Source organism: Rheinheimera soli (genome assembly GCF_021290985.1).
Classification (GTDB): domain Bacteria; phylum Pseudomonadota; class Gammaproteobacteria; order Enterobacterales; family Alteromonadaceae; genus Pararheinheimera; species Pararheinheimera soli.
Window position 1 is genome coordinate 21885 of sequence record NZ_JAJOYU010000011.1, and the last position, 19217, is coordinate 41101.

The following is a 19217-nucleotide window of genomic DNA, read 5'->3' on the forward strand; positions in this document are numbered from 1 at the left end:
TGTTGATTGGTAGTTGGTCAGCAGGGTTCACCAGCAGACATGGAGGTTGTGTTTTATTTGCCAATCCTTATCCAAGGGATCTTTGAGGATACTGCCTGCAGTATCCTCTTTTTTTTGGGCATCTGGATCGTGGCAGTTAAGCTGTAGTTCTGCGGCCTTATTTCTATTAAGTCTCGGGCCGGGCTCAGTAATACTGGAAATAGGTCAATGGCTTCTTTAAAGTGCCTTAAACGCAGTAAAGGACAGGCAAAGATGAAACAAATCCGTTGGGGTATTATTGGTTGTGGCAATGTCACTGAATTAAAAAGTGGTCCGGCTTTTAATAAAGCAGGGCATTCCAGTCTGGTTGCTGTGATGCGTCGCGATGCGGCCAAGGCTGAAGATTATGCCAAGCGTCATCAGGTAGCCCGCTGGTATAGCGATGCACAGCAGTTGATTAACGACCCAGAAGTGGATGCCGTGTATATTGCCACTCCACCAGATAGCCACAAAGACTATGCTTTGCTGGTGGCAGCTGCAGGGAAAATTTGTTGTGTTGAAAAACCTATGGCTCTAAATACTGCAGAATGTATTGAAATGACTCAGGTTTTTGAACAAAAAAAATTGCCTTTGTATGTGGCTTATTACCGTCGTTCTTTGCCTCGTTTTTTACAAATCAAAGAATGGCTGGAGCAGGGCCTGATTGGGACTCCCCGTCAGGTGCAATGGAGTTTCAGCCGCACTCCTAATACGGCTGATTTGACCGGGCAATATAACTGGCGCACCGATCCGGCAAAAGCTGGTGGTGGTTATTTTATTGATTTAGCTAGTCATGGCCTGGATTTATTACTCTATCTGCTGGGTGATGTATCCACTGTGCATGGGATCAATACCAATCAGCAAAAGCTTTATGCTGCAGAAGATGCAGTGGCTGCGGTCTGGCAATTTCAGTCGGGTTGTTTAGGTACTGGTTTTTGGAACTTTGCCGCATCTGAGCGCAACGATAAAGTAGTCATTTATGGCAGCAAAGGCCGGATTGAGTTTTCGGTATTTGAGCATGAGCCTGTGCAGTTGTTTAGCACAGAGCAGCAGTTAAGTCTGGACATACCGCATCCGGAAAATATCCAGTTTTACCATATTCAGGCTATGGTGCAGGATTTGCTGCATGGCACCGGTCACCCTTCTACAGGAAAAACGGCGCTAAAAACCAGCTGGATGATGGAGCAGGTGTTAAAAAACTAAAATTGTGGTCAGATCATACTGTTAACTGTTAACTGTTAACAATGTGATCTGACCCCCCCCCTTTTTTCAGACGGCTAATCCAGCTTCGTCACTCTGCTGGTAGCACCATTTTTGGCTTTGGTTCGCAGCAGTAAGTTAGGGCTGACTTTTACAGCTTCAGTGTAAGGTAACCAGTTTTGGCCCTGATCTTCACTGTATTCAACCACTAAGCCTGGCCATGCACTATTGGCCAGTAATAAGCCATCCTGCAGCACTGCACCTGGTGGCGGCAGATACAAAGCTACACCAGCTTCTGCTAAACGCGGCAATTCCTTTTGAGTTAAAGTCCAGCCAAAACGTTGCCAGTCTTGTTGTCTGGCTTTTGTGTCCGGCTTTTCAGCTTCCCACTCTGCTTTGTGCCAGGCTCGTTCAGCCAATGCTAGCAAGCGTGGATAGAGCATTTGTTCTAGTTGCTCTGCAGTCCTTATCGTTTCAGTCCAGATCTGGCCCTGAATACCAAGAATATTTTCTGGTTTTTCTAAGGCTGGCAGTTCCTGACCTAACAAAACTTCCAAATTCTCAATCACCTGGCCTTCACGCGTTTTATCGGCATTGGCGTATAAGTGATCCGGCATATAACCAAAGACCTTAGCCACATCAGTAAAACGGGCCGCCCAGTAGTAACCGCGTTCTTCTGGATGCGCTTCATAAGGGTGGTCAAAATACAAATGGGTACCGTGGGACAACACCACCTGATAACCAGCATTGGCTAAACGGTGGGCGCGATCACCTACACCCCATTCCCAGATATTATCCCAGACATTGGCATACACATTTTCGTTGGCAAATTGCTGACGGTTAAAGGGATTTTTAGCGTCATACATTAAACCATCTTCCCAGCCACCTAAGGTTAGCTGTCTGTTGGCTGCCAGCTGCGCTACTTTAGCCACAAAATAAGGTTTTAAATCGGCAACACCTGCTACGCCATTGTCTGGTGTGGCTATCAGTTGGGCGCAGGCGGGAGAAGCTGTCCATGAACCTGCACCAGTTTCATCCCCGCCCATATGAAAGGTGCTGAGTTTTAAACCGGCCTGACGATACATTTGCTGCAGCTCATAAATGACTTTGTCTACAAAAGCATAAGTGGAAGGCAGGCAGACATTAATAGAGTTATCTGTATAGTTTTGCACCGTCATGTATTTCGACTGATCCAGCGGATCTGACAACAAATACTGTGTCGCTTCAGCTTCTTTACCTTGCTCTTTCAGCGTCAGATAGCGGACCTGCATAGCTTTTACCGCAGCTCTGGCATGGCCTGGCATATCAATTTCCGGAATGATTTCGATATGACGCTCTGCTGCGTATTTTAAGATCTCAATAAAGTCTGCCGTGCTGTAATAACCATTACCGTTGCCTGATGTAAAAGGGCCTGTACCCAACTGAGTCAGCAGGCAGTTACGTTCGGATAAATCAAAACAGCGATTTGCTCCGATTTGAGTCAGTTCAGGCAAGCCAGGAATTTCGATGCGCCAGCCTTCATCTTCGGTTAAATGCAGGTGCAGTTTATTCAGCTTATAACGCGCTAACTGATCGATCATGCGTAAAGTCACTTCTTTACCATGGAAATTACGCGCCATATCGTAATGCAAACCACGCCAGCCAAAACGTGGCCAGTCGCTGATAGTCAGATTAGGCAAAACAGCGCGTTCACCTTCTACCGGCAGCAAGGCCAGCAAGCTTTGCACTGCATAAAAAGCTCCAGCGTTGTCATTGCCAGTTAAGCTAATTTGTTTATCGTCGATCACCAACTGATAACCTTCAGCTTTGTCTTTCGCCGCCTGAACAGTTAAGGCTATATGAGGCTGATTTTTGGCTGGCGCCTTGGTGGTTAAACTTAGTGATAAGCCAGAGATTTTCTGCAGTTGTTGCTGCAAATAAGTTGCTTCAGAAGTTAAACGGCCACTGTGATAAATCAGCCAATCGGCGTTTAGCCTGGTTTGACCGCGCTGATAGCTGATTTGTTGTGGGCTGGGGACCACAGACAGCTGTTCTGGTTTTTTAAAAGCTGATAGTTGCTGTTGATTCGCCACAAAACGACTTTGGCTGGTGGCTACAGGGTATAAATCTGGCGATGGGTTATTAAAACGCTGCAACTGTTCTGGTCTGGTATAAGGTTCAACAAAACGGCTGAAATCTTCAGTGTCTGTATTGGCAAATATTTGCGGTTTTAAGCCCTTGGCGGTAATAAATGCACGAGGCATCCAGTCGCTGTAACTGACCATAAAAGAAGATGGAGAAAACCTAAGGCGTAACTGTTCACCCGGCTTTAAACCTTTAAAGTCTTTACCAGGGCTCAGGCTATGTAAGTCACCTTGCACATGCTGCAGTATCAAACCCTGCAGCTCTGAGCCTTCCTGTTTTCGGATGGCATGAAAATACAGTACCCAGTTACCCGTTCCTGCACTCAGAGCCTGAGATGACTTATTAGTCAGAACCAGTTCGACCTGACTTTTTGGCTCAGTAGCTGAAGTAAAATTGCTTTTGACCGCAAATTTTAATTCAGTATTTTTGGCAAATTCTGCCAGCTGAGCCTGAGTATAAGCCTGAACTTGTCCGCTAAAAAGGTAACTAATACAAAGCCATAGTAGTAAAAAATACTTCATCGTGCGCTCCCCTAAACAGCGGTACACTGTACCGCGGGTTATTCCCTGATGGGTTTTATGTAAATGACTCTGGCATCCGGCGTCTTTTCGACGCGCAAAGTGACAGAACAATGACAAGATGGACCTCTTCTAATTTATTGATCTTAAAAGTAATAATATTATTTTTTCTGTTTCTTTTGAAAAATTAAGCTCGATTTTTAAACAAGGGTCTTGTTATTTGTCAAAATTATTATATGCTGAATTGAAAAAATGACAACGCTGTCAATTCGATTTTTGATGAAATAATGGGCAGCAACAGGTGAAAGCTTAATCGGACCGGATTAAAGCTGACCAGCAGACAATGCAACGAGGTTGGTAGGATGACTACAGCAGTAGGCTATGATGGCCCGTTTTATTTAGGTGTAGATGGTGGAGGCAGCAAATGTCGGGTCATCATAGTCACAGAAGACAATCAGGTAATAGGTGAGGGCTTATCAGGCCCTGCCAATCCGTTACGTGGCATGAAAGTCGCAACCGACTCTATTCTGGCCGCTACCCAACAAGCTTTGACTTGTGCTGGCATGGCTTTTAAAGATATGTCGAAACTTGTTGTGGGTGCCGGTTTGGCCGGCGTCAATATGCCTGAATACTATCGTATTTTTTCAGAATGGCAGCATCCGTTTGCGCAATTGCATTTGACCAGCGATTTGCATGTGGCTTGTATTGGTGCTCATCAGGGCGGTGATGGTGCTGTGATTATTGCCGGCACCGGCTCTTGCGGTTTGGCTGATGTTAAAGGCCAACTGATTGAAGTGGGCGGCCACGGTTTTCCTTATGGCGATAACGGCAGCGGGGCCTGGATAGGCTTACAAATGGTACACCATGTGCTGTTAGCCAAAGATTTATTAGGTCCGCAAACGCTGCTGACTGATTTGTTATGCCATGAATTAAAGCTCAGTCAGACCCTGGCTCTGGTTGATTTCTTTATGCACGCTACTCCCACTACTTATGCCAAATATGCGCCTCTGGTATTTACTGCCGCAGAACAGGGCGATGTTTTGGCGCAGCAAATAGTGCAGCAAGCTGCGGCTCATATCAGCGCTATAGCCCAACGTTTATTAGTTATTCATCCACCCCGTTTGTCGTTAATTGGTGGTTTGGCGCACAAGTTACAACCTTATCTGGCTGGCGAAGTACAACAAAAAGTCACGCCTGCGATAGAAGCGCCAGAATTTGGTGCAGTCTGGTTTGCTAAACAGCGCCAGCAAAAAGCTCAACGTATTTCGTAATAAATCTCTTAACTTTAAGCAGTGAGTAACCCAATGATGACCCGAACTATTATGGCGCAGGAAGCTGCGGAAGCACCAAGCCGGATCCGTGAACAATTAGCTGCCAATGCCAGTCGTATTGCCGACATAGTGACGTTGATCAAACAAAAACAGCCACGTTATGTCTATATGGTAGGTCGTGGTTCATCCGATCATGCCGGCGTGTTTGCCAAGTATCTGATTGAGATTGAAATAGGTTTACCTGTTGCTGCTGCTGCTCCTTCTATTGCCAGCGTCTACAACAAACAGCTGGATTTAACAGGTGCTTTGGTACTGGTGATTTCGCAATCAGGCAGAAGCCCGGATATTCTGGCTCAGGTCGCTATGGCCAAAGCTGCTGGTGCCCTGGTCATTGCATTGGTAAATGATGAGAGCTCACCTTTAGCTGCACAAGCCGATCAGGTGATCCCTCTGAATGTGGGTGCTGAAAAAGCCGTTGCAGCGACAAAAAGTTATTTAGCCACTTTAAGTGCTTTATTGCAGCTGGTTGCCGCATGGTCTGGCAACAGTCAGTTACAGGATGCCGTAATTAGCCTGCCAGAATTACTGGAACGGGCTATCGAATTACCTGCTCAACTGACAGCTCAATCCTTAGAAGGGGTGAAGCATCTGGTGGTGTTGGGTCGTGGTCCTGGTTATGCCATCAGCCGCGAAATTGCACTAAAACTCAAAGAAGTCTGTGGCATTCATGCTGAAGCTTTTTCCAGCGCCGAATTCCTGCATGGCCCTGTGACTTTAGTCAAAGATCAGTTCGCTATTGTTGATGTCAGCATAGCAGATGAAGCTAATGCGGCTCATCAGGCACAAATTGCCGAAGTACGTAGCCGTGGTGCTCGTATTGTGCATTTGCATCATGCTGATTTGTTATCTAATCCACGGGTATTACCACTGGCTTTATTGCAGCGTTTTTATCTGGATGTTGAAGCTGTAGCACGCAGTCGGGGTGTGAATCCGGACGCACCTCCAGGCCTGAACAAAGTGACTAAAACGGTCTGATGAGGTGGTGATGCAACAGATTTCAGTAGCCCGACTGTTTGATGGTCAGAACTGGCAGCAGAATGTAACTTTAACTATCGACGCTGGCCGTATTCATTCGATTCAACCTGCTGATGGCGCCGTACTGCAAGGTACGCTGGTGCCAGGTTTTATCGACGTGCAGGTGAATGGCGGCGGTGGCGCTTTATTTAATACCGATACCAGTCTTGAAGCATTGCGCACTATGGTCAAAGCCCATGCCCAGTTTGGCAGCACAGCACTCTTGCCTACAGTGATCACTGATTCAGTTGCCGTAATGCAACAAGCTGCGGATGTGATAGCTCAGGCTATTGCCAGCAAAGAGTCTGGTATTTTGGGTGTACATTTTGAAGGCCCGCATTTGTCTGTGCCGAAAAAAGGTGTTCACCCTGAACCTCATATCCGGCCTTTATCAGCAGCTGAGCTGGCGATTTATCGCCGTACTGATCTGGGCATCAAACTGGTGACAGTGGCACCTGAGAACATTAGTCCTGAACAAATTAAAGATTTAGTGAAAGCTGATGTCATTGTTTGTTTAGGCCACAGCAACGCAGATGCAGCCACAGTGCAAGCTGCTTTGGCCGCAGGCGCTACAGGATTTACACACTTATACAATGCGATGTCGCCTTTAACCTCGCGTGAACCTGGTGTGGTGGGTGCTGCGCTTGCCGATCCACACAGCTGGTGTGGCATTATTTTGGATGGCTTTCATGTGCACCCGCTGGCGGTGAAAGTGGCCTTAGCGGCTAAGCCAAAAGGCAAACTGCTGATAGTGACAGATGCAATGTCGCCTGTGGGCACCAGTCAAACCGAGTTTGATTTTTTTGACGGCAAAGTCATACGTGACGGCAATAAATTAACCAATTTAAACGGCAACTTAGCGGGTTCAGTGCTGGATATGGCCAGTGCTGTGTCTTATGCAGTCAAGGTGCTTGGCCTTGAACTGTCTGAAGCTGTGCGTATGGCATCTTTATACCCAGCCGAGTTTTTAGGCATCAGCCTCGAGCGTGGACAAATCAAAGCAGGGGCAGCAGCTGATCTGGTTCTGCTGAATGATGAAGGACTGGTACAGCAGTGCTGGCTGGAAGGCCAGACTTTTATCGAAACCAGATAACTAATAAATTTATCCAATAAATTCAACATAATAACTATTAAAGCAACAGGAAGGAATTATGGAAATGACAGTCGATACCCCCAAGGCGCGTAGTGGCGTTTTGCCTATGGTCATAGTGGCCATGCTGTTTTTTGTACTGGGTTTTGCCACCTGGCTTAATGGCTCTTTGATGCCGTATTTGAAACAAATGCTGCAACTAACTCCATTGCAGGCATCTCTGGTGCTGTTTTCCTTTTATATTTCCGTTACTTTTACTGCTTTGCCATCAGCCTGGCTGATCCGCAAGGTAGGTTATAAAAATGGCATGGCATTGGGTATGGCTGTGATGATGCTGGCAGGTCTTTTGTATATTCCTGCTGCACAAACTCAAACCTTCGCTTTGTTTTTGCTGGCTCAGCTGGTGATAGGTGCAGGTCAAACCTTATTACAAACTGCGGTGAATCCCTATGTGGTGAAAATTGGCCCTGAAGAAACTGCTGCTGTGCGTATCAGTATTATGGGTATTCTGAATAAAACTGCGGGTGTGGTTGCTCCCTTGGTGTTTACGGCCTTGATTGTCAGTGGCTTTACCGCTCCTGTAGATACTGCGCTAACCCCGGAACAAATTGACGCTATGGCTGCTAGTCTGGTGTTTCCTTATTTAGGATTGGCTGCATTTTTAGGTCTGTTGGGTTTAGCTGTTAAATACTCACCTTTGCCTGAACTGGAAAAAGAGTCTGGCACAGGTACAGGTGTTGAACAGCTAAAAGCTGTCTTGGCGAAACCAGCGCTGGTACTGGGTGTACTGTCGTTATTTGTTTATGTCGCAGTTGAAGTGATAGCAGGCGATACCATAGGTTTGTTTGCGTTGTCGCTTGGTGTTGAACGCTACACAGTGATGACGTCTTACACTATGGCTTGTATGGTGGTGGGCTATATCCTAGGTATTCTTCTCATCCCTCGTGTTTTATCCCAGCAAAAAGCTTTGGCTGTCTCTGCAGTCTTAGGTTTAGTTTTAACTCTGGCTATAGTCTTTGGCGATACCAACTCTTACCTGATAGCGAATGCGCTGCTGGTGCCTTTTGGCGGCACAGCTTTGCCAGACGCCTTGTTATTTATCGCTATTCTGGGCTTAGCCAATGCCATTGTCTGGCCTGCGGTCTGGCCTCTGGCTTTATCAGGTCTTGGCACTTTAACCAGTATTGGTTCGGCTTTACTCATTATGGGTATTGCGGGCGGCGCTTTTGGTCCTTTGTTTTGGGGTCTTGCCAGCGGCACAGCCTTAGGGCAGCAGGGCGCGTATCTGGTGATGTTGCCTTGTTATGCCTTTATCCTGTTTTATGCGTTGAAGGGGCATAAGCTCACCAGTTGGAAAAGCTCTTAATTTATTAAAGGCGCCTTTATGTTTTCACCACGTTTTTATGCGCTGGATGCGTTAAGAGGCTTAGCCATAGCTCTGATGATCCTGGTCAATACACCGGGATCCTGGCAGCATGTCTATACACCGCTTTTGCATGCTCCCTGGGATGGATTTACTTTTGCCGATATCGTCTTCCCCACCTTTTTGTTTGTGGTGGGGGCCGCGATGTTTTATTCGCTGAAAACTGCCGTCTTATCCAGACAAAGCTTGTGGCGGGTTAGCAGTAGGGCTTTAAAGTTAATTGGCATTGGTGTGTTGCTAAACTACGTGCCTTTTACTGTGGATCTGACCGAATTACGTTTGCCCGGAGTATTACAACGTATAGGTTTGGCCTACTGGCTGGCCGCCTTGTTGATTTTGACGGTAAAACGCAGTTACTTGCCTTTTGTTGCTGTGGCTTTGGTGTTGTTGTATTGGTTAGCGCTGGTGCTGGGTGGTGGCGAGCAGCCTTATAGCCTGGATCACAATCTGGTGCGGCACTTCGATTTAGCCATTTTTGGCGCTGCTCATTTGTATCAGGGTTTTGGTGTGGCTTTTGATCCTGAAGGCTTATTAAGCACTCTGCCTTGTGTGGTGGCTGTCTTAATTGGTTTTGGTACAGCTGCGTTTTTACAGGGCAAACAGCAGCACCAAGCCTTGCGTCTTTTATTACTGGCTGGTGTGGCTCTGGTGGTTCTGGCTTTGCTTTGGCAGGTGCTTTGGTCTATTAATAAAGCCTTATGGTCCGGTAGTTATCTGGCGCTGAGCAGTGGTTTAATTTTGTTGCTGTTAGCAGCTTTGGTCTGGTGTATTGATATCAAAGGCTGGACTGGTCTGGCAGAGCCTCTGAAAGTCTATGGCACTAACCCACTCTTTATTTATATTTTGTCCTGGCTTTGGGCAGTATTGATAGGGCAGCTGATTTTTATTCCAACAGACGCAGGTTCAGTCTCTTTGTATCAGTGGGGTTTTGAACAATTAGCTTTGGTGTTCCCAGCCAAGCTGGCGTCTTTTGTATTTGCGCTGCTGCATGTGGTTGGATTCTGGTATCTGTCATTGCTGCTGTATAAACGCAATATATTCATTAAGCTTTAAAAAAAACATTGTAAGGAACAATGTTTAACAATGCGAAGCATTGGCCCGTGAGGGGAGCGTCAGGGATGGTCGCGAATAAAAATGGGGTCGTATGACCCCATTTTACTCTGACCCGAATTAACTTAGAACCTGTATTCCCAGGTGGTAGCTGCGGCTACTTCGTCAGCACCTTCAGGCAATAATGGCGATTGATCCAGATAACGTAACTGCAGACTCAGCAAACCATTAAAAAATGGTCGTCTGTGTTCTGCTTTGGCTTGCCAGCTTTGTTCACTTTCACCGGTATTGTCATAATAATTAGCCAGATACAGATGGCCTGACCAACTGATACCGTCATACGTCTGGTAATGATAGCCAGCACTTAATACCCGAGCGTCTTTGCCATAACCGCTGCCAATCACACGGCCGTATCTGCTGTAGCCCTGAGGGTACAACTCGCCCTGATAAGCGCAATCGCCTTTAATCACTGAGTCAGGACAATCAATATAAGTATCTGAATACTCCATATTTACCGTATGAATGCCTGAGCTATTGCCCCAGTAACTGCGCACGCCAGCCAGTAACAAAGGGTTGTCTGGCAGTCCTTCTGCGTTATCGTCATCAGCCAGTTCAACATAAGCCGTCAGCGGCTGGTTCAGCAGATTGAAGTGATAACTTAAATCTATGGCCGCTCTTTGATCGGAATTAGCAGTGGCTTCGTCTTTATTGATAACCATATCCCACCAGTCACCAAAACCATTATTTTTACCCCGGCCACCCCATTGACTGACGCGGGATATACCCAGCTCAACGGTAGCTGTAGGTCTGAAATTGAAACGCCCGCCCCAATAACGGGTTTGGCTGACTGGACTTTGATGTTCACCTAAGCCTATAAAGGTAGTGAAACTCCATGGTCCTAACCAGTTCAGCACTGGCAAATCTATGGCATCCCACCCATGGCGACTTAAACGTACAGAAGGTAATGGCCTGGCGTTGTTACTTTGCAGCAAGGCGCTTTGTTGGCCTGGACCCCACCAGGTACTGACCTGATCGACCGACAATACCCAGTTGCCCAGCAGTGCCGCCAGATAACTATTGTCGTAGGTTAAATCCTGTTCTGTGCTGCCATCATGGCGTTTGCGGTAATGCACTTCTGAACGGCCGGCAAACATATCATTCTGAAACTCACTGAATACTGTGATGCTAGCTTGATCCTGATAGGTTTCACCAAAACTCTGAATACCCATTTGTTCTGAATTGGCCTTGAGTTTAATCCCTGAGGTTTTATCACTTTCGTTGACATTCAAAGCTTTACGCACATGAGCCAGAGCAAAAGTCACTTCCTCACTGTAACGGCGATTCGGAGCCTTAGCTAAATCTTTGGCGATGTTTTTCCACATCAATGGATAGGTATTGACAGGACCACTGATTAAACCTGCGTGAGACAAGGTTTGCAGCGACTGGCGCAGGTAATTGTCCTGCGTATCCATCCAGGGTGTTGCTTGTGCTGACAACGCCAGAAAAGCCAGAGTAAAAGTGCTGTACTTGAGTTTTTTCATTACGACCAAAATCCGTATTTCAAATTAAACCGCTGTAAACTTTTGCTTTAATGCCTGTTCTACATGAGAGGCGACAAAACGGCTGACATCGCCACCATGGCGGGCTACTTCTTTCACTAAAGTGGAAGAGATAAAGGTATTTTTTTCTGAAGGTGTCATAAACAAACTATCTAAATCCGGATTTAACTGGCGGTTCATGCTGGCCAGCTGAAATTCATATTCAAAGTCGGCTACGGCGCGTACACCACGCAACAACACTTGCGCCTGATTCTGTTTAGCAAAATCGGCCAGCAAACCAGAAAAACCTACGACGGCCACATTCGGCAAATCGGCAAAACATTGCTCTGCCAACTGCACCCGCTCTGCGAGCGTAAACAGCGGTTGTTTGCTGGGGTTAGAGGCTACTGCCACTATCACCTGATCAAACAAACGTGCAGCCCTTTGCACTAAGTCACTGTGGCCATTGGTTAAAGGGTCAAAAGTGCCGGGATAAATTGCTTTGGTTTTCATTGTTTGGTGCTGATCCCTGTGCTGTAGAACTCGAGACTAGAGTTTTTAATCGAATTGGCGTTACTATAGCAAATTAATAAAAAATAAATAAAAAGAAATACGCGGATGGATAAGAAGCTACGAACTAAGGACAAGATACTGCAGGCGAGTATCGAGTTATTTAATCAGCAGGGTGAACGTTGTATCACCACCAATCATATAGCGGCGCATTTGGGCATCAGCCCCGGTAATCTGTATTACCACTTTCGTAACAAAGAAGACATAGTGAGGAATATTTTTCGCGAGTACGCTAAGTTACTGGATAGCAGATTGCAACCTCCCAGTCAGCCATCAGAGGCTCTGGATTCGTTGGCCCAGTATCTGGATGTGGTATTTGAGCTGATGTGGCGTTTTCATTTTTTTTACGCCAACCTGCCAGATATTTTGTCGCGTGATCAAGCCTTGCAGCAGGATTACCTGACAGTGCAAAAGGCTGTATTAGCAAAAGTGATTTCTGTATTGAGTGCATTAAAAAAGGCGGATGTGATTGCCATAGATGACGCAGATATAGCGAACTTCGCTCACACCATCAAGCTCGTGGTTACTTTCTGGATCAGTTACTTAAAAACCCAGGAACCACAAACCACTATGAGTAAAGAGCAGGCCTACCTTGGGGTATTAAAAGTGCTGCTGTTATTTAAGCCTTATGCCACAGCTCAAGCTCTGCCTCGCATCGAAAAACTGCAGCAGCATTATCAGGCCTTGTCTGGTGATCAGACGATTTAAAGGTTCGCTGGCAACTATTTGCTACGCAACTAATCCGATCTGCAGCCTTTTCTGACAGAAAAGCGCTGCATCCCTTGCGCTTAGTGATTACAATACGGCGGATTTTACCAAGCCCTCAGCCTTTCTGGAGAAAGTTATGCGAACGACTCCTTTCCTTGCACACTTACAACAACAAATAGAAGACGTAAAAGTGCAAGGCCTGTACAAAGCCGAACGAGTGATCAGCTCGCAGCAACAAGCCACCGTGACCGTAGGTCATGAACAAGTATTAAATTTCTGTGCCAATAACTACTTAGGTTTAGCCAACAACCCGGAGTTGATTAAAGCAGCCCAGCAAGGCCTGGACTCTCACGGTTTTGGGGTAGCCTCTGTGCGTTTTATCTGTGGTACTCAGGATATTCACAAAGAACTGGAACAAAAAATCAGCGGCTTTTTAGGCACTGAAGACACTATTTTGTATTCCTCTTGTTTTGATGCCAACGGTGGTTTATTCGAAACTATTTTAGGCGCTGAAGATGCGGTGATTTCAGATTCGTTAAACCATGCATCGATCATCGATGGTGTGCGTTTATGCAAAGCCAAACGTTACCGCTATGCCAATAACGATATGGCCGAATTAGAAGCCCAGCTGAAACAAGCGGATGCTGATGGCGCTCGTTTTAAACTGATTGCCACAGACGGCGTATTTTCTATGGATGGCGTGATAGCCGACTTAAAATCCATTTGTGATTTAGCTGACAAATACAATGCGCTGGTGATGGTGGACGACAGTCACGCTGTAGGTTTTGTTGGTAAAAATGGCCGTGGCACTCACGAATACTGCGATGTGCTGGAGCGTGTGGATATAATCACCGGCACTTTAGGCAAAGCCTTAGGTGGCGCTTCAGGTGGTTACACTTCAGGCAAAAAAGAAGTGATTGAATGGTTACGCCAGCGTTCACGCCCTTATTTATTTTCTAACTCTTTAGCGCCTTCTATTGTGACAGCTTCTATCAAAGTGCTGGACTTACTGGCCAATGGTGATGCGCTGCGCGCTAAATTGTGGGACAACGTTAGCTATTTCCGCGAAAAAATGTCGGCCGCTGGTTTTACACTGGCAGGTAAAGATCACGCTATTATTCCTGTGATGTTAGGCGATGCCAAAGTAGCAGCCGAAATGGCGCGCCGTATGCTCGCAGAAGGTATTTATGTAGTGGGATTCTCTTTCCCTGTAGTGCCAAAAGATCAGGCGCGTATTCGCACCCAGATCTCGGCTGCACATAACAAAGAACACCTGGATAAAGCCATCAATGCCTTTATCCGTATTGGTAAAGAAATGGGCGTAATTGCCTGAGGACGCCATGATGAAAGCATTAGCAAAATTAAAAGCAGAACCGGGCATTTGGCAAACCGAAGTGGACATGCCAAAAGTAGGTCCGAATGATGTTCTGATTAAAATCAAAAAAACCGCCATCTGTGGCACAGACGTGCACATTTACAAATGGGATGAATGGGCGCAAAACACTATTCCTCATGGCATGGTGGTTGGGCACGAATATGTCGGCGAAGTAGTGGATATGGGCTCAGAAGTGCGTGGTTTTGCCAAAGGCGATCGCGTATCGGGTGAAGGCCATTTAGTCTGTGGTTTCTGCCGTAACTGCCGCGCCGGTCGTGTGCATTTATGCCGCAATACCATAGGTGTTGGCGTCAACCGTGAAGGCTCTTTTGCTGAATACCTGTCTATTCCGGCTTTTAACGTCTTTAAAATTCCGGACAATATTCCGGATAATATCGCCGCTATCTTCGATCCATTTGGCAACGCTGTTCACACTGCTTTGTCTTTTGACTTAGTGGGTGAAGACGTACTGATCACAGGCGCTGGCCCTATCGGCATTATGGCTGTGGCTGTAGCCCGTCATGTTGGTGCCCGTCATATCGTCATCACAGACGTAAACCCATACCGCTTAGAATTGGCACGTAAAATGGGCGCGACCCGAGCAGTAGACGTCAGCAAAGAAAACTTAAAAGACGTGATGAAAGAGCTGGGCATGACCGAAGGTTTTGACGTAGGTCTGGAAATGTCCGGTGTGCCTTCTGCGTTTCGTAGCATGCTGGACACCATCAACCACGGTGGAAAAATTGCCATGCTGGGTATTCCACCTTCAGATATGGCAGTGGACTGGAACAAAGTTATTTTTAAAGGCCTGGTGATCAAAGGTATTTATGGTCGCGAAATGTTTGAAACCTGGTACAAAATGGCCAGCTTAATTCAGTCAGGTCTGGACTTAACTCCTATAGTCACTCACGAAATGCCAATGGAAAACTACAAGGAAGGTTTTGAGATTATGTGCTCAGGCCAGTCCGGCAAAGTGATCCTCAACTGGTAATTTGACGGGGGCAGAGTTTCGCTCTGCCCCCGTACCTCATTCCCTGTTTTTGTCTGTTTTTGTCTGTTTTTCTCAGTGTTCTGCTATTTATTTCCTGCTTGGCAGCCTAAATGCGATCTGTTATCATTTGATAGTCATTCTTATCTGAACCAGTTGCTGTTCCAATGATCACGCTGACTTTCGCTCTGCTGTTTTTGACATTCTTCTTATTTGGCCGTGGTTACTGGCAGCATATTGTGTTGCCAAAATTACAGAACCAGCGCTTACAACTCAGACTTGCTCGGGTGAAACGTCAGGGCCAGTATCTGAAGTTATGGCTACAGCATCCGGATGGTCTGTTATTGCCCAAAGCCAAAGCGGGTCAGCATATTCTGCTGTATGGCAAAGATTTACAGGGTAAACCTGTCAGCCGGGCTTATTCATTGGCGCAGGATTGCAGTCAGCAGCGTTATTACCAACTGGTGATTAAAGCTGAAACTGATGGCCGCTTAAGCCAGGCATTATTTCAGCATTTAAAAGTAGGGGATTTAGTCGAAAGCTCTTACCCACGCGGCCATTTTTTATTAAACCGCTCGCGCCAGCCATTGGTATTGGTGGCAGGTGGTGTCGGTATTACCCCTATGCTGGCGATGGCGTATGCCGCTATCCGGCAAAAACGACAAGTGTTTCTGGTGTATCAGGCGCGTCGGCTGGAGGATATAGTGTTTTATCCGTTACTGCGGCGTTTGCCTCGTTTACAACTTCGTATTGCACTCACTCAACCACCAGCAGACTGGCAAGGCTTTAAAGGTCGTATTGATGCGGGTTATTTATATAAATTGGCAGGCCCTCAGGCTCAATATTACTTTTGTGCTTCGGCAAAAATGGTGGAGCAGCTGATTTATGATTTGGGCATTTTAGGTGCACAGCATTGTTATGCCGAGTTTTTTAGTGCTTCGGCCAGCGAACAAAGTTTCCCGATAGAAATCAATGGTGTATTTGCTGACAGCCAGGGCCATAAATCAGTGCTGGATGCCATTCTTGCTGCCCGTGTGCCATTGAATTACGACTGTAAAGGCGGCTCTTGTGGCCTTTGTAAAGTGCGGGTTGTCAAAGGTGAATACCAGCAAGTGCTGGAACCTAGTATGAGTTGTGGCGGGGATGAAGTATTGGCTTGTTGTATTCAGCCGACTTCGGCTTTGGTGTTGAGTGCGGAGATTCAGTCTGATGAGGCATCAACAGAACAGTCGGCAGGATTAATGCCTGCCACCACCAGCCATTCCTGAAAATGTGTATGGCGTCAGTCCTAATGAACTTCTGCCAAAGCCCTACGCAAAGTCGCCACTAAATCCGGTGCTTTTTGCTGTAGGCGTAGTTGCTGGAATAAGACTTCGGCTTCAACGTATTGCAACTTCAGGTAACTAAACCATTGTTTGATCCGGTTGGAATAATACAGTCCTTTATCGCCTGCTATCTCATAATCTGAATACTGCAGCAGTAGTTCCAGCACTTGAGGCCATGGCATTTTCTGATGAACACCACTGGTAAAATGCTGCTTGATATCACGGGCTAAGCCAGGGCTGGCTAAAGCGCCACGGCCGAGCATTAAATCCGTGCTGCCGGATTGTTCTAAGCATAAAGCTGCGTCTTCTGGCGTCCAGATTTCGCCGTTGGCCACCACGTTAAGAGGAATAGTCTGGCGGATTTGTTTGATCCAGGGCCAGTAAGCGGGCGGTCTGTAGCCATCACTTTTAGTGCGGGCATGGACTGTTAGCTCCGTTGCGCCTGCTTCATAAATAGCGCGGGCGTTGTCCAGAGTTAAACTGGTATCGTCAAAACCTAAGCGTATTTTTGCGGTGACCGGAAACTGGGATGGCACAGCGTCACGCACTGCTTTAATGATTTGGTACAGGGTTTCGGTTTCTTTTAAAAGTACAGCGCCGCCACGACTTTTATTGACCGCCTTAGCCGGACAGCCAAAATTTAAATCCACGCCAGGCGAGCCCAATTGCACTGCTCGTACGGCGTTTTCGGCAAGCCACTCTGGCTCCTGACCTAATAATTGCACCCGAACCGGTACACCGGCTGGAGTCACTCCACCTTGTTTTAATTCAGGACAAATACGGGTGAATACCCGGTTTGGCAAAAGCTGATCGACCACCCGGACAAATTCAGTGATGCATAAATCAAAACCACCAATACGGGTTAACATATCCCGCATTAAATGGTCCACCACGCCCTCCATTGGGGCTAAAACAATACGCATCTTGAATATAACTCTGGTTAGTGAATACAGGCGTTCTAAAAACAAAGGGAGCCGAAGCTCCCAAACTTAGGCGTGATAACGATTCGGCACACCTTGCTGCTGCAGGTAGTCGCCTAAGTCGTGCAGGGCCAGTTCGTCCAGCTCCAGAATGTCCAGAATAGTGGCTTTATGCTGATCCCATTCCGGATCCATATCTAAATCCAGCAAAACTTTGCTTTCATCCGTCATATGCTCAGCCAGTTTCAGTAAAGCAAACAAACGTTTTTCATAGATATCATCAGAGGCCAGGATCAGCGCATGGCTGTGGTGGTAGGCAATCACATTGGTCAGCTCAGGTGCTAAACCCCAGGACTGAGCAATCATATAACCCAGCAATTCGTGAGTGGTCTGAAAATTCTGATCTTCAGCGTCTGACATGCTGTAACCTGCCAAATGAGCTTGTTTCAGTACTTTGGCATAATCTTTAAACTGGCTGCTGATCAACAGCATACCGGCATTATGGAATAAACCTAAGCTGTAAGCATCGTCAGCGCAATCTGTGCCGTAACGCAACTGTTGGGCTAATAAGGTTGCTGCATTGGCAACATTGGCTGCACTTTGCCACAGGTTTTCAGTAAATCTGTCCGTCCGGCCTTCGCTTAAGGTAAAACGCAGTACCACAGAGCTGACTAATTTAATCACCCGATTTAAACCTAAAAACTTACAGGCATGTTCTACCGAGCTGATTTTACGACGCAGACCAAAATACACTGAGTTCACTACTTTTAAAGTAAAACCAGCGATCCCCAGATCCTGATTGATCAATTCAGCAATACGTTTGATATTGGGATCATCACTTTCAATTTCTGCTTTGATACTTAATAAAACAGTCGGCTGAGGAGGAATAGTAAAGCCACTTAACGCTTTTTCTACCTCGGCCATATTAATTGCTTTTGCCATGCTGCGATTCCGGCGAACTGGGTGATGAAATAAAGTGCATATAGTAAAAGGCCTGTGCGTAAAAAGCAAAACGGGATCCGCAGATCCCGTTCAGATAAGCAGGCTTCAGGCCTTTTTCAGTTGTTTTTCCAGTTTTTTTAGCTCGCTTTGCAGCCGATCATCGTCCTGCTGCTGGTTTTTGATCTGTTGTAGCACCTCTTTTGCTTTATCCTGCTGTTTTTGTACCAGATAAATCTGGGCTAATCGTAATTGTGCCCAGCTGAATCTGGCGTTGTCGCTGTCCTGATAAAAAGCTAAATAGTCCAACAGTGCCTGCTGACCTAGTTGTGGATCTTGTTGGGCTGTCGCAGCTAAGCGACCCAGCTGATAGTAGTAACCTTGCTGCTCTGACAAATCTGTCGCTGCAGCGGCTGCTTTTTGATACTGAATAAAAGCATTGGTCGGGTCGTTATTTATGCTGAGTAAATTTGCATAAGCGCCTAATAAAGCGGGGTGTTTTGGATGCTGTTGCAGTTGTTGTTCTGCGAGCTGAATCGCCTGCGGTAGTTTGTCATCGTCCATTAATACGTTGATACTCACTAAGGTGCCTTCTGGCTGATGTTTTTCCGCCATAGCTCTCGCTAGTCTTTTCGCTTCTTCCGTGTCGCCACCCGCAATAGCAGGAGCCTGCAGGTAAAAACCAATGAGAGTCTGTTGAGTTTCCAAATCTGCTGGATCTGCAGCCATTGCCTGTTTCAGTAAAGCTAGACCCGCTTTGGCATAAGAGCCTGCAGAAAAAATGCTGCTCTCTTGCGCCAGATTAAATTGATTTAATGCCGCCAGACGCAGCAGCTCTGCATCTTGTGGATAGGCTTTAAGCGCCTGATTAGCCAATTGCTCTGCCTGTTCAGATTGGCGCAAGCCCAGCATGGTTTTCAGTTGCAGTGCCCACAGATCTTTATCGGGTAAATTGGTTGTCTTATCTAGCTGCTGTTGTAACTGACGGAATTTATCTTGCTCGAGCAATAAATCGTATGAGCTTAAATCACTGGCTAGTAAGGGGAAACTACTTAAAGCGGCAAAAAGATACAGAGTTTTCATAAC

The 19217-nt window shown here is 46.5% G+C and carries 16 protein-coding genes; 10 read left to right on the top strand and 6 right to left on the bottom strand.

The features are described 5' to 3' along the window. Positions 1 to 252 precede the first annotated feature (252 nt). Entirely contained in the window at positions 253 to 1221 is a 969-nt protein-coding gene (locus LSG37_RS09420) for a Gfo/Idh/MocA family protein (protein WP_233079636.1), read from the top strand. Between the two features lie 74 nt (positions 1222 to 1295). Here the strand turns inward: LSG37_RS09420 and LSG37_RS09425 are convergent, their stop codons facing one another. After that, the gene (locus LSG37_RS09425) at positions 1296 to 3863 is read right to left on the bottom strand and encodes a beta-N-acetylhexosaminidase (protein WP_233079637.1); all 2568 of its coding nucleotides are present in this window, start codon (positions 3861 to 3863) and stop codon (positions 1296 to 1298) included. Positions 3864 to 4222: 359 nt separating this feature from the next. Here LSG37_RS09425 and nagK point away from each other — a divergent pair, with 359 nt between their 5' ends. From nagK to LSG37_RS09450, 5 genes are read left to right on the top strand one after another with little or no spacing between them, the layout of a single operon-like run. Beyond that, positions 4223 to 5131 carry an N-acetylglucosamine kinase gene (gene nagK, locus LSG37_RS09430; RefSeq protein WP_233079638.1) on the top strand — a complete coding sequence of 303 codons (909 nt, stop codon included), beginning with the start codon at positions 4223 to 4225 and terminating at the stop codon, positions 5129 to 5131. Positions 5132 to 5164: 33 nt separating this feature from the next. After that, positions 5165 to 6166, top strand: a complete 1002-nt coding sequence (gene nagB-II / locus LSG37_RS09435; protein WP_233079639.1) for a glucosamine-6-phosphate deaminase NagB-II — start codon at positions 5165 to 5167, stop codon at positions 6164 to 6166. Positions 6167 to 6176: 10 nt separating this feature from the next. Then, the gene (gene nagA, locus LSG37_RS09440; RefSeq protein ID WP_233079640.1) at positions 6177 to 7298 is read left to right on the top strand and encodes an N-acetylglucosamine-6-phosphate deacetylase; all 1122 of its coding nucleotides are present in this window, start codon (positions 6177 to 6179) and stop codon (positions 7296 to 7298) included. 58 nt (positions 7299 to 7356) lie between these two features. Then, a complete protein-coding gene (gene nagP, locus LSG37_RS09445) occupies positions 7357 to 8661 on the top strand; it encodes an N-acetylglucosamine MFS transporter NagP (protein ID WP_233079641.1) in 1305 nt (434 codons plus the stop codon). A gap of 18 nt (positions 8662 to 8679) precedes the next feature. Further along, on the top strand, positions 8680 to 9771 hold the full coding sequence (locus LSG37_RS09450; RefSeq protein ID WP_233079642.1) for an acyltransferase family protein: 1092 nt from the start codon (positions 8680 to 8682) through the stop codon (positions 9769 to 9771). Positions 9772 to 9893: 122 nt separating this feature from the next. Here LSG37_RS09450 and LSG37_RS09455 read toward each other — a convergent pair whose 3' ends face one another. Beyond that, positions 9894 to 11309 carry a capsule assembly Wzi family protein gene (locus LSG37_RS09455; RefSeq protein ID WP_233079643.1) on the bottom strand — a complete coding sequence of 472 codons (1416 nt, stop codon included), beginning with the start codon at positions 11307 to 11309 and terminating at the stop codon, positions 9894 to 9896. A 24-nt stretch (positions 11310 to 11333) separates the two neighbouring features. Continuing rightward, positions 11334 to 11819, bottom strand: a complete 486-nt coding sequence (gene coaD, locus LSG37_RS09460; protein ID WP_233079644.1) for a pantetheine-phosphate adenylyltransferase — start codon at positions 11817 to 11819, stop codon at positions 11334 to 11336. Between the two features lie 105 nt (positions 11820 to 11924). On the opposite strand from coaD, the gene LSG37_RS09465 reads away from it, so the two are divergent. The 4 genes from LSG37_RS09465 to LSG37_RS09480 all read left to right on the top strand — a co-directional run bounded on the left by LSG37_RS09465 (position 11925) and on the right by LSG37_RS09480 (position 16215). After that, positions 11925 to 12584 carry a TetR/AcrR family transcriptional regulator gene (locus tag LSG37_RS09465; RefSeq protein ID WP_233079645.1) on the top strand — a complete coding sequence of 220 codons (660 nt, stop codon included), beginning with the start codon at positions 11925 to 11927 and terminating at the stop codon, positions 12582 to 12584. A gap of 136 nt (positions 12585 to 12720) precedes the next feature. Further along, complete coding sequence (locus LSG37_RS09470; RefSeq protein ID WP_233007589.1) at positions 12721 to 13917, top strand: glycine C-acetyltransferase; 1197 nt, start codon at positions 12721 to 12723, stop codon at positions 13915 to 13917. A gap of 7 nt (positions 13918 to 13924) precedes the next feature. Then, positions 13925 to 14950: an L-threonine 3-dehydrogenase gene (gene tdh / locus LSG37_RS09475; protein ID WP_233079646.1), complete on the top strand. Its 1026-nt coding sequence runs from the start codon at positions 13925 to 13927 to the stop codon at positions 14948 to 14950. Positions 14951 to 15114: 164 nt separating this feature from the next. Next, positions 15115 to 16215: a 2Fe-2S iron-sulfur cluster-binding protein gene (locus LSG37_RS09480; protein ID WP_233079647.1), complete on the top strand. Its 1101-nt coding sequence runs from the start codon at positions 15115 to 15117 to the stop codon at positions 16213 to 16215. A gap of 20 nt (positions 16216 to 16235) precedes the next feature. On the opposite strand, the gene LSG37_RS09485 is transcribed toward LSG37_RS09480, so the two are convergent. The 3 genes from LSG37_RS09485 to LSG37_RS09495 form a co-directional block, all read right to left on the bottom strand. After that, entirely contained in the window at positions 16236 to 17195 is a 960-nt protein-coding gene (locus LSG37_RS09485) for a tRNA-dihydrouridine synthase (protein WP_233079648.1), read from the bottom strand. Between the two features lie 66 nt (positions 17196 to 17261). Continuing rightward, positions 17262 to 18134, bottom strand: coding sequence for an HDOD domain-containing protein (locus LSG37_RS09490; RefSeq protein ID WP_233079649.1), 873 nt, complete (start codon positions 18132 to 18134; stop codon positions 17262 to 17264). Positions 18135 to 18239: 105 nt separating this feature from the next. After that, a complete protein-coding gene (locus LSG37_RS09495; protein WP_233079650.1) occupies positions 18240 to 19214 on the bottom strand; it encodes a tetratricopeptide repeat protein in 975 nt (324 codons plus the stop codon). Positions 19215 to 19217: the final 3 nt, after the last annotated feature.

Bases quoted from the DNA above. Each gene is read 5' to 3' on its own strand.
- tdh (WP_233079646.1), top strand. From the start codon at position 13,925: ATGATGAAAGCATTAGCAAAATTAAAAGCAGAACCGGGCATTTGGCAA.
- LSG37_RS09465 (WP_233079645.1), top strand. From the start codon at position 11,925: ATGGATAAGAAGCTACGAACTAAGGACAAGATACTGCAGGCGAGTATC.
- LSG37_RS09450 (WP_233079642.1), top strand. From the start codon at position 8,680: ATGTTTTCACCACGTTTTTATGCGCTGGATGCGTTAAGAGGCTTAGCC.
- LSG37_RS09455 (WP_233079643.1), bottom strand. From the start codon at position 11,309: ATGAAAAAACTCAAGTACAGCACTTTTACTCTGGCTTTTCTGGCGTTG.
- LSG37_RS09420 (WP_233079636.1), top strand. From the start codon at position 253: ATGAAACAAATCCGTTGGGGTATTATTGGTTGTGGCAATGTCACTGAA.
- LSG37_RS09495 (WP_233079650.1), bottom strand. From the start codon at position 19,214: ATGAAAACTCTGTATCTTTTTGCCGCTTTAAGTAGTTTCCCCTTACTA.
- LSG37_RS09485 (WP_233079648.1), bottom strand. From the start codon at position 17,195: ATGCGTATTGTTTTAGCCCCAATGGAGGGCGTGGTGGACCATTTAATG.
- nagA (WP_233079640.1), top strand. From the start codon at position 6,177: ATGCAACAGATTTCAGTAGCCCGACTGTTTGATGGTCAGAACTGGCAG.
- nagP (WP_233079641.1), top strand. From the start codon at position 7,357: ATGGAAATGACAGTCGATACCCCCAAGGCGCGTAGTGGCGTTTTGCCT.
- nagB-II (WP_233079639.1), top strand. From the start codon at position 5,165: ATGATGACCCGAACTATTATGGCGCAGGAAGCTGCGGAAGCACCAAGC.
- LSG37_RS09425 (WP_233079637.1), bottom strand. From the start codon at position 3,863: ATGAAGTATTTTTTACTACTATGGCTTTGTATTAGTTACCTTTTTAGC.
- LSG37_RS09480 (WP_233079647.1), top strand. From the start codon at position 15,115: ATGATCACGCTGACTTTCGCTCTGCTGTTTTTGACATTCTTCTTATTT.
- LSG37_RS09470 (WP_233007589.1), top strand. From the start codon at position 12,721: ATGCGAACGACTCCTTTCCTTGCACACTTACAACAACAAATAGAAGAC.
- coaD (WP_233079644.1), bottom strand. From the start codon at position 11,819: ATGAAAACCAAAGCAATTTATCCCGGCACTTTTGACCCTTTAACCAAT.
- nagK (WP_233079638.1), top strand. From the start codon at position 4,223: ATGACTACAGCAGTAGGCTATGATGGCCCGTTTTATTTAGGTGTAGAT.
- LSG37_RS09490 (WP_233079649.1), bottom strand. From the start codon at position 18,134: ATGGCAAAAGCAATTAATATGGCCGAGGTAGAAAAAGCGTTAAGTGGC.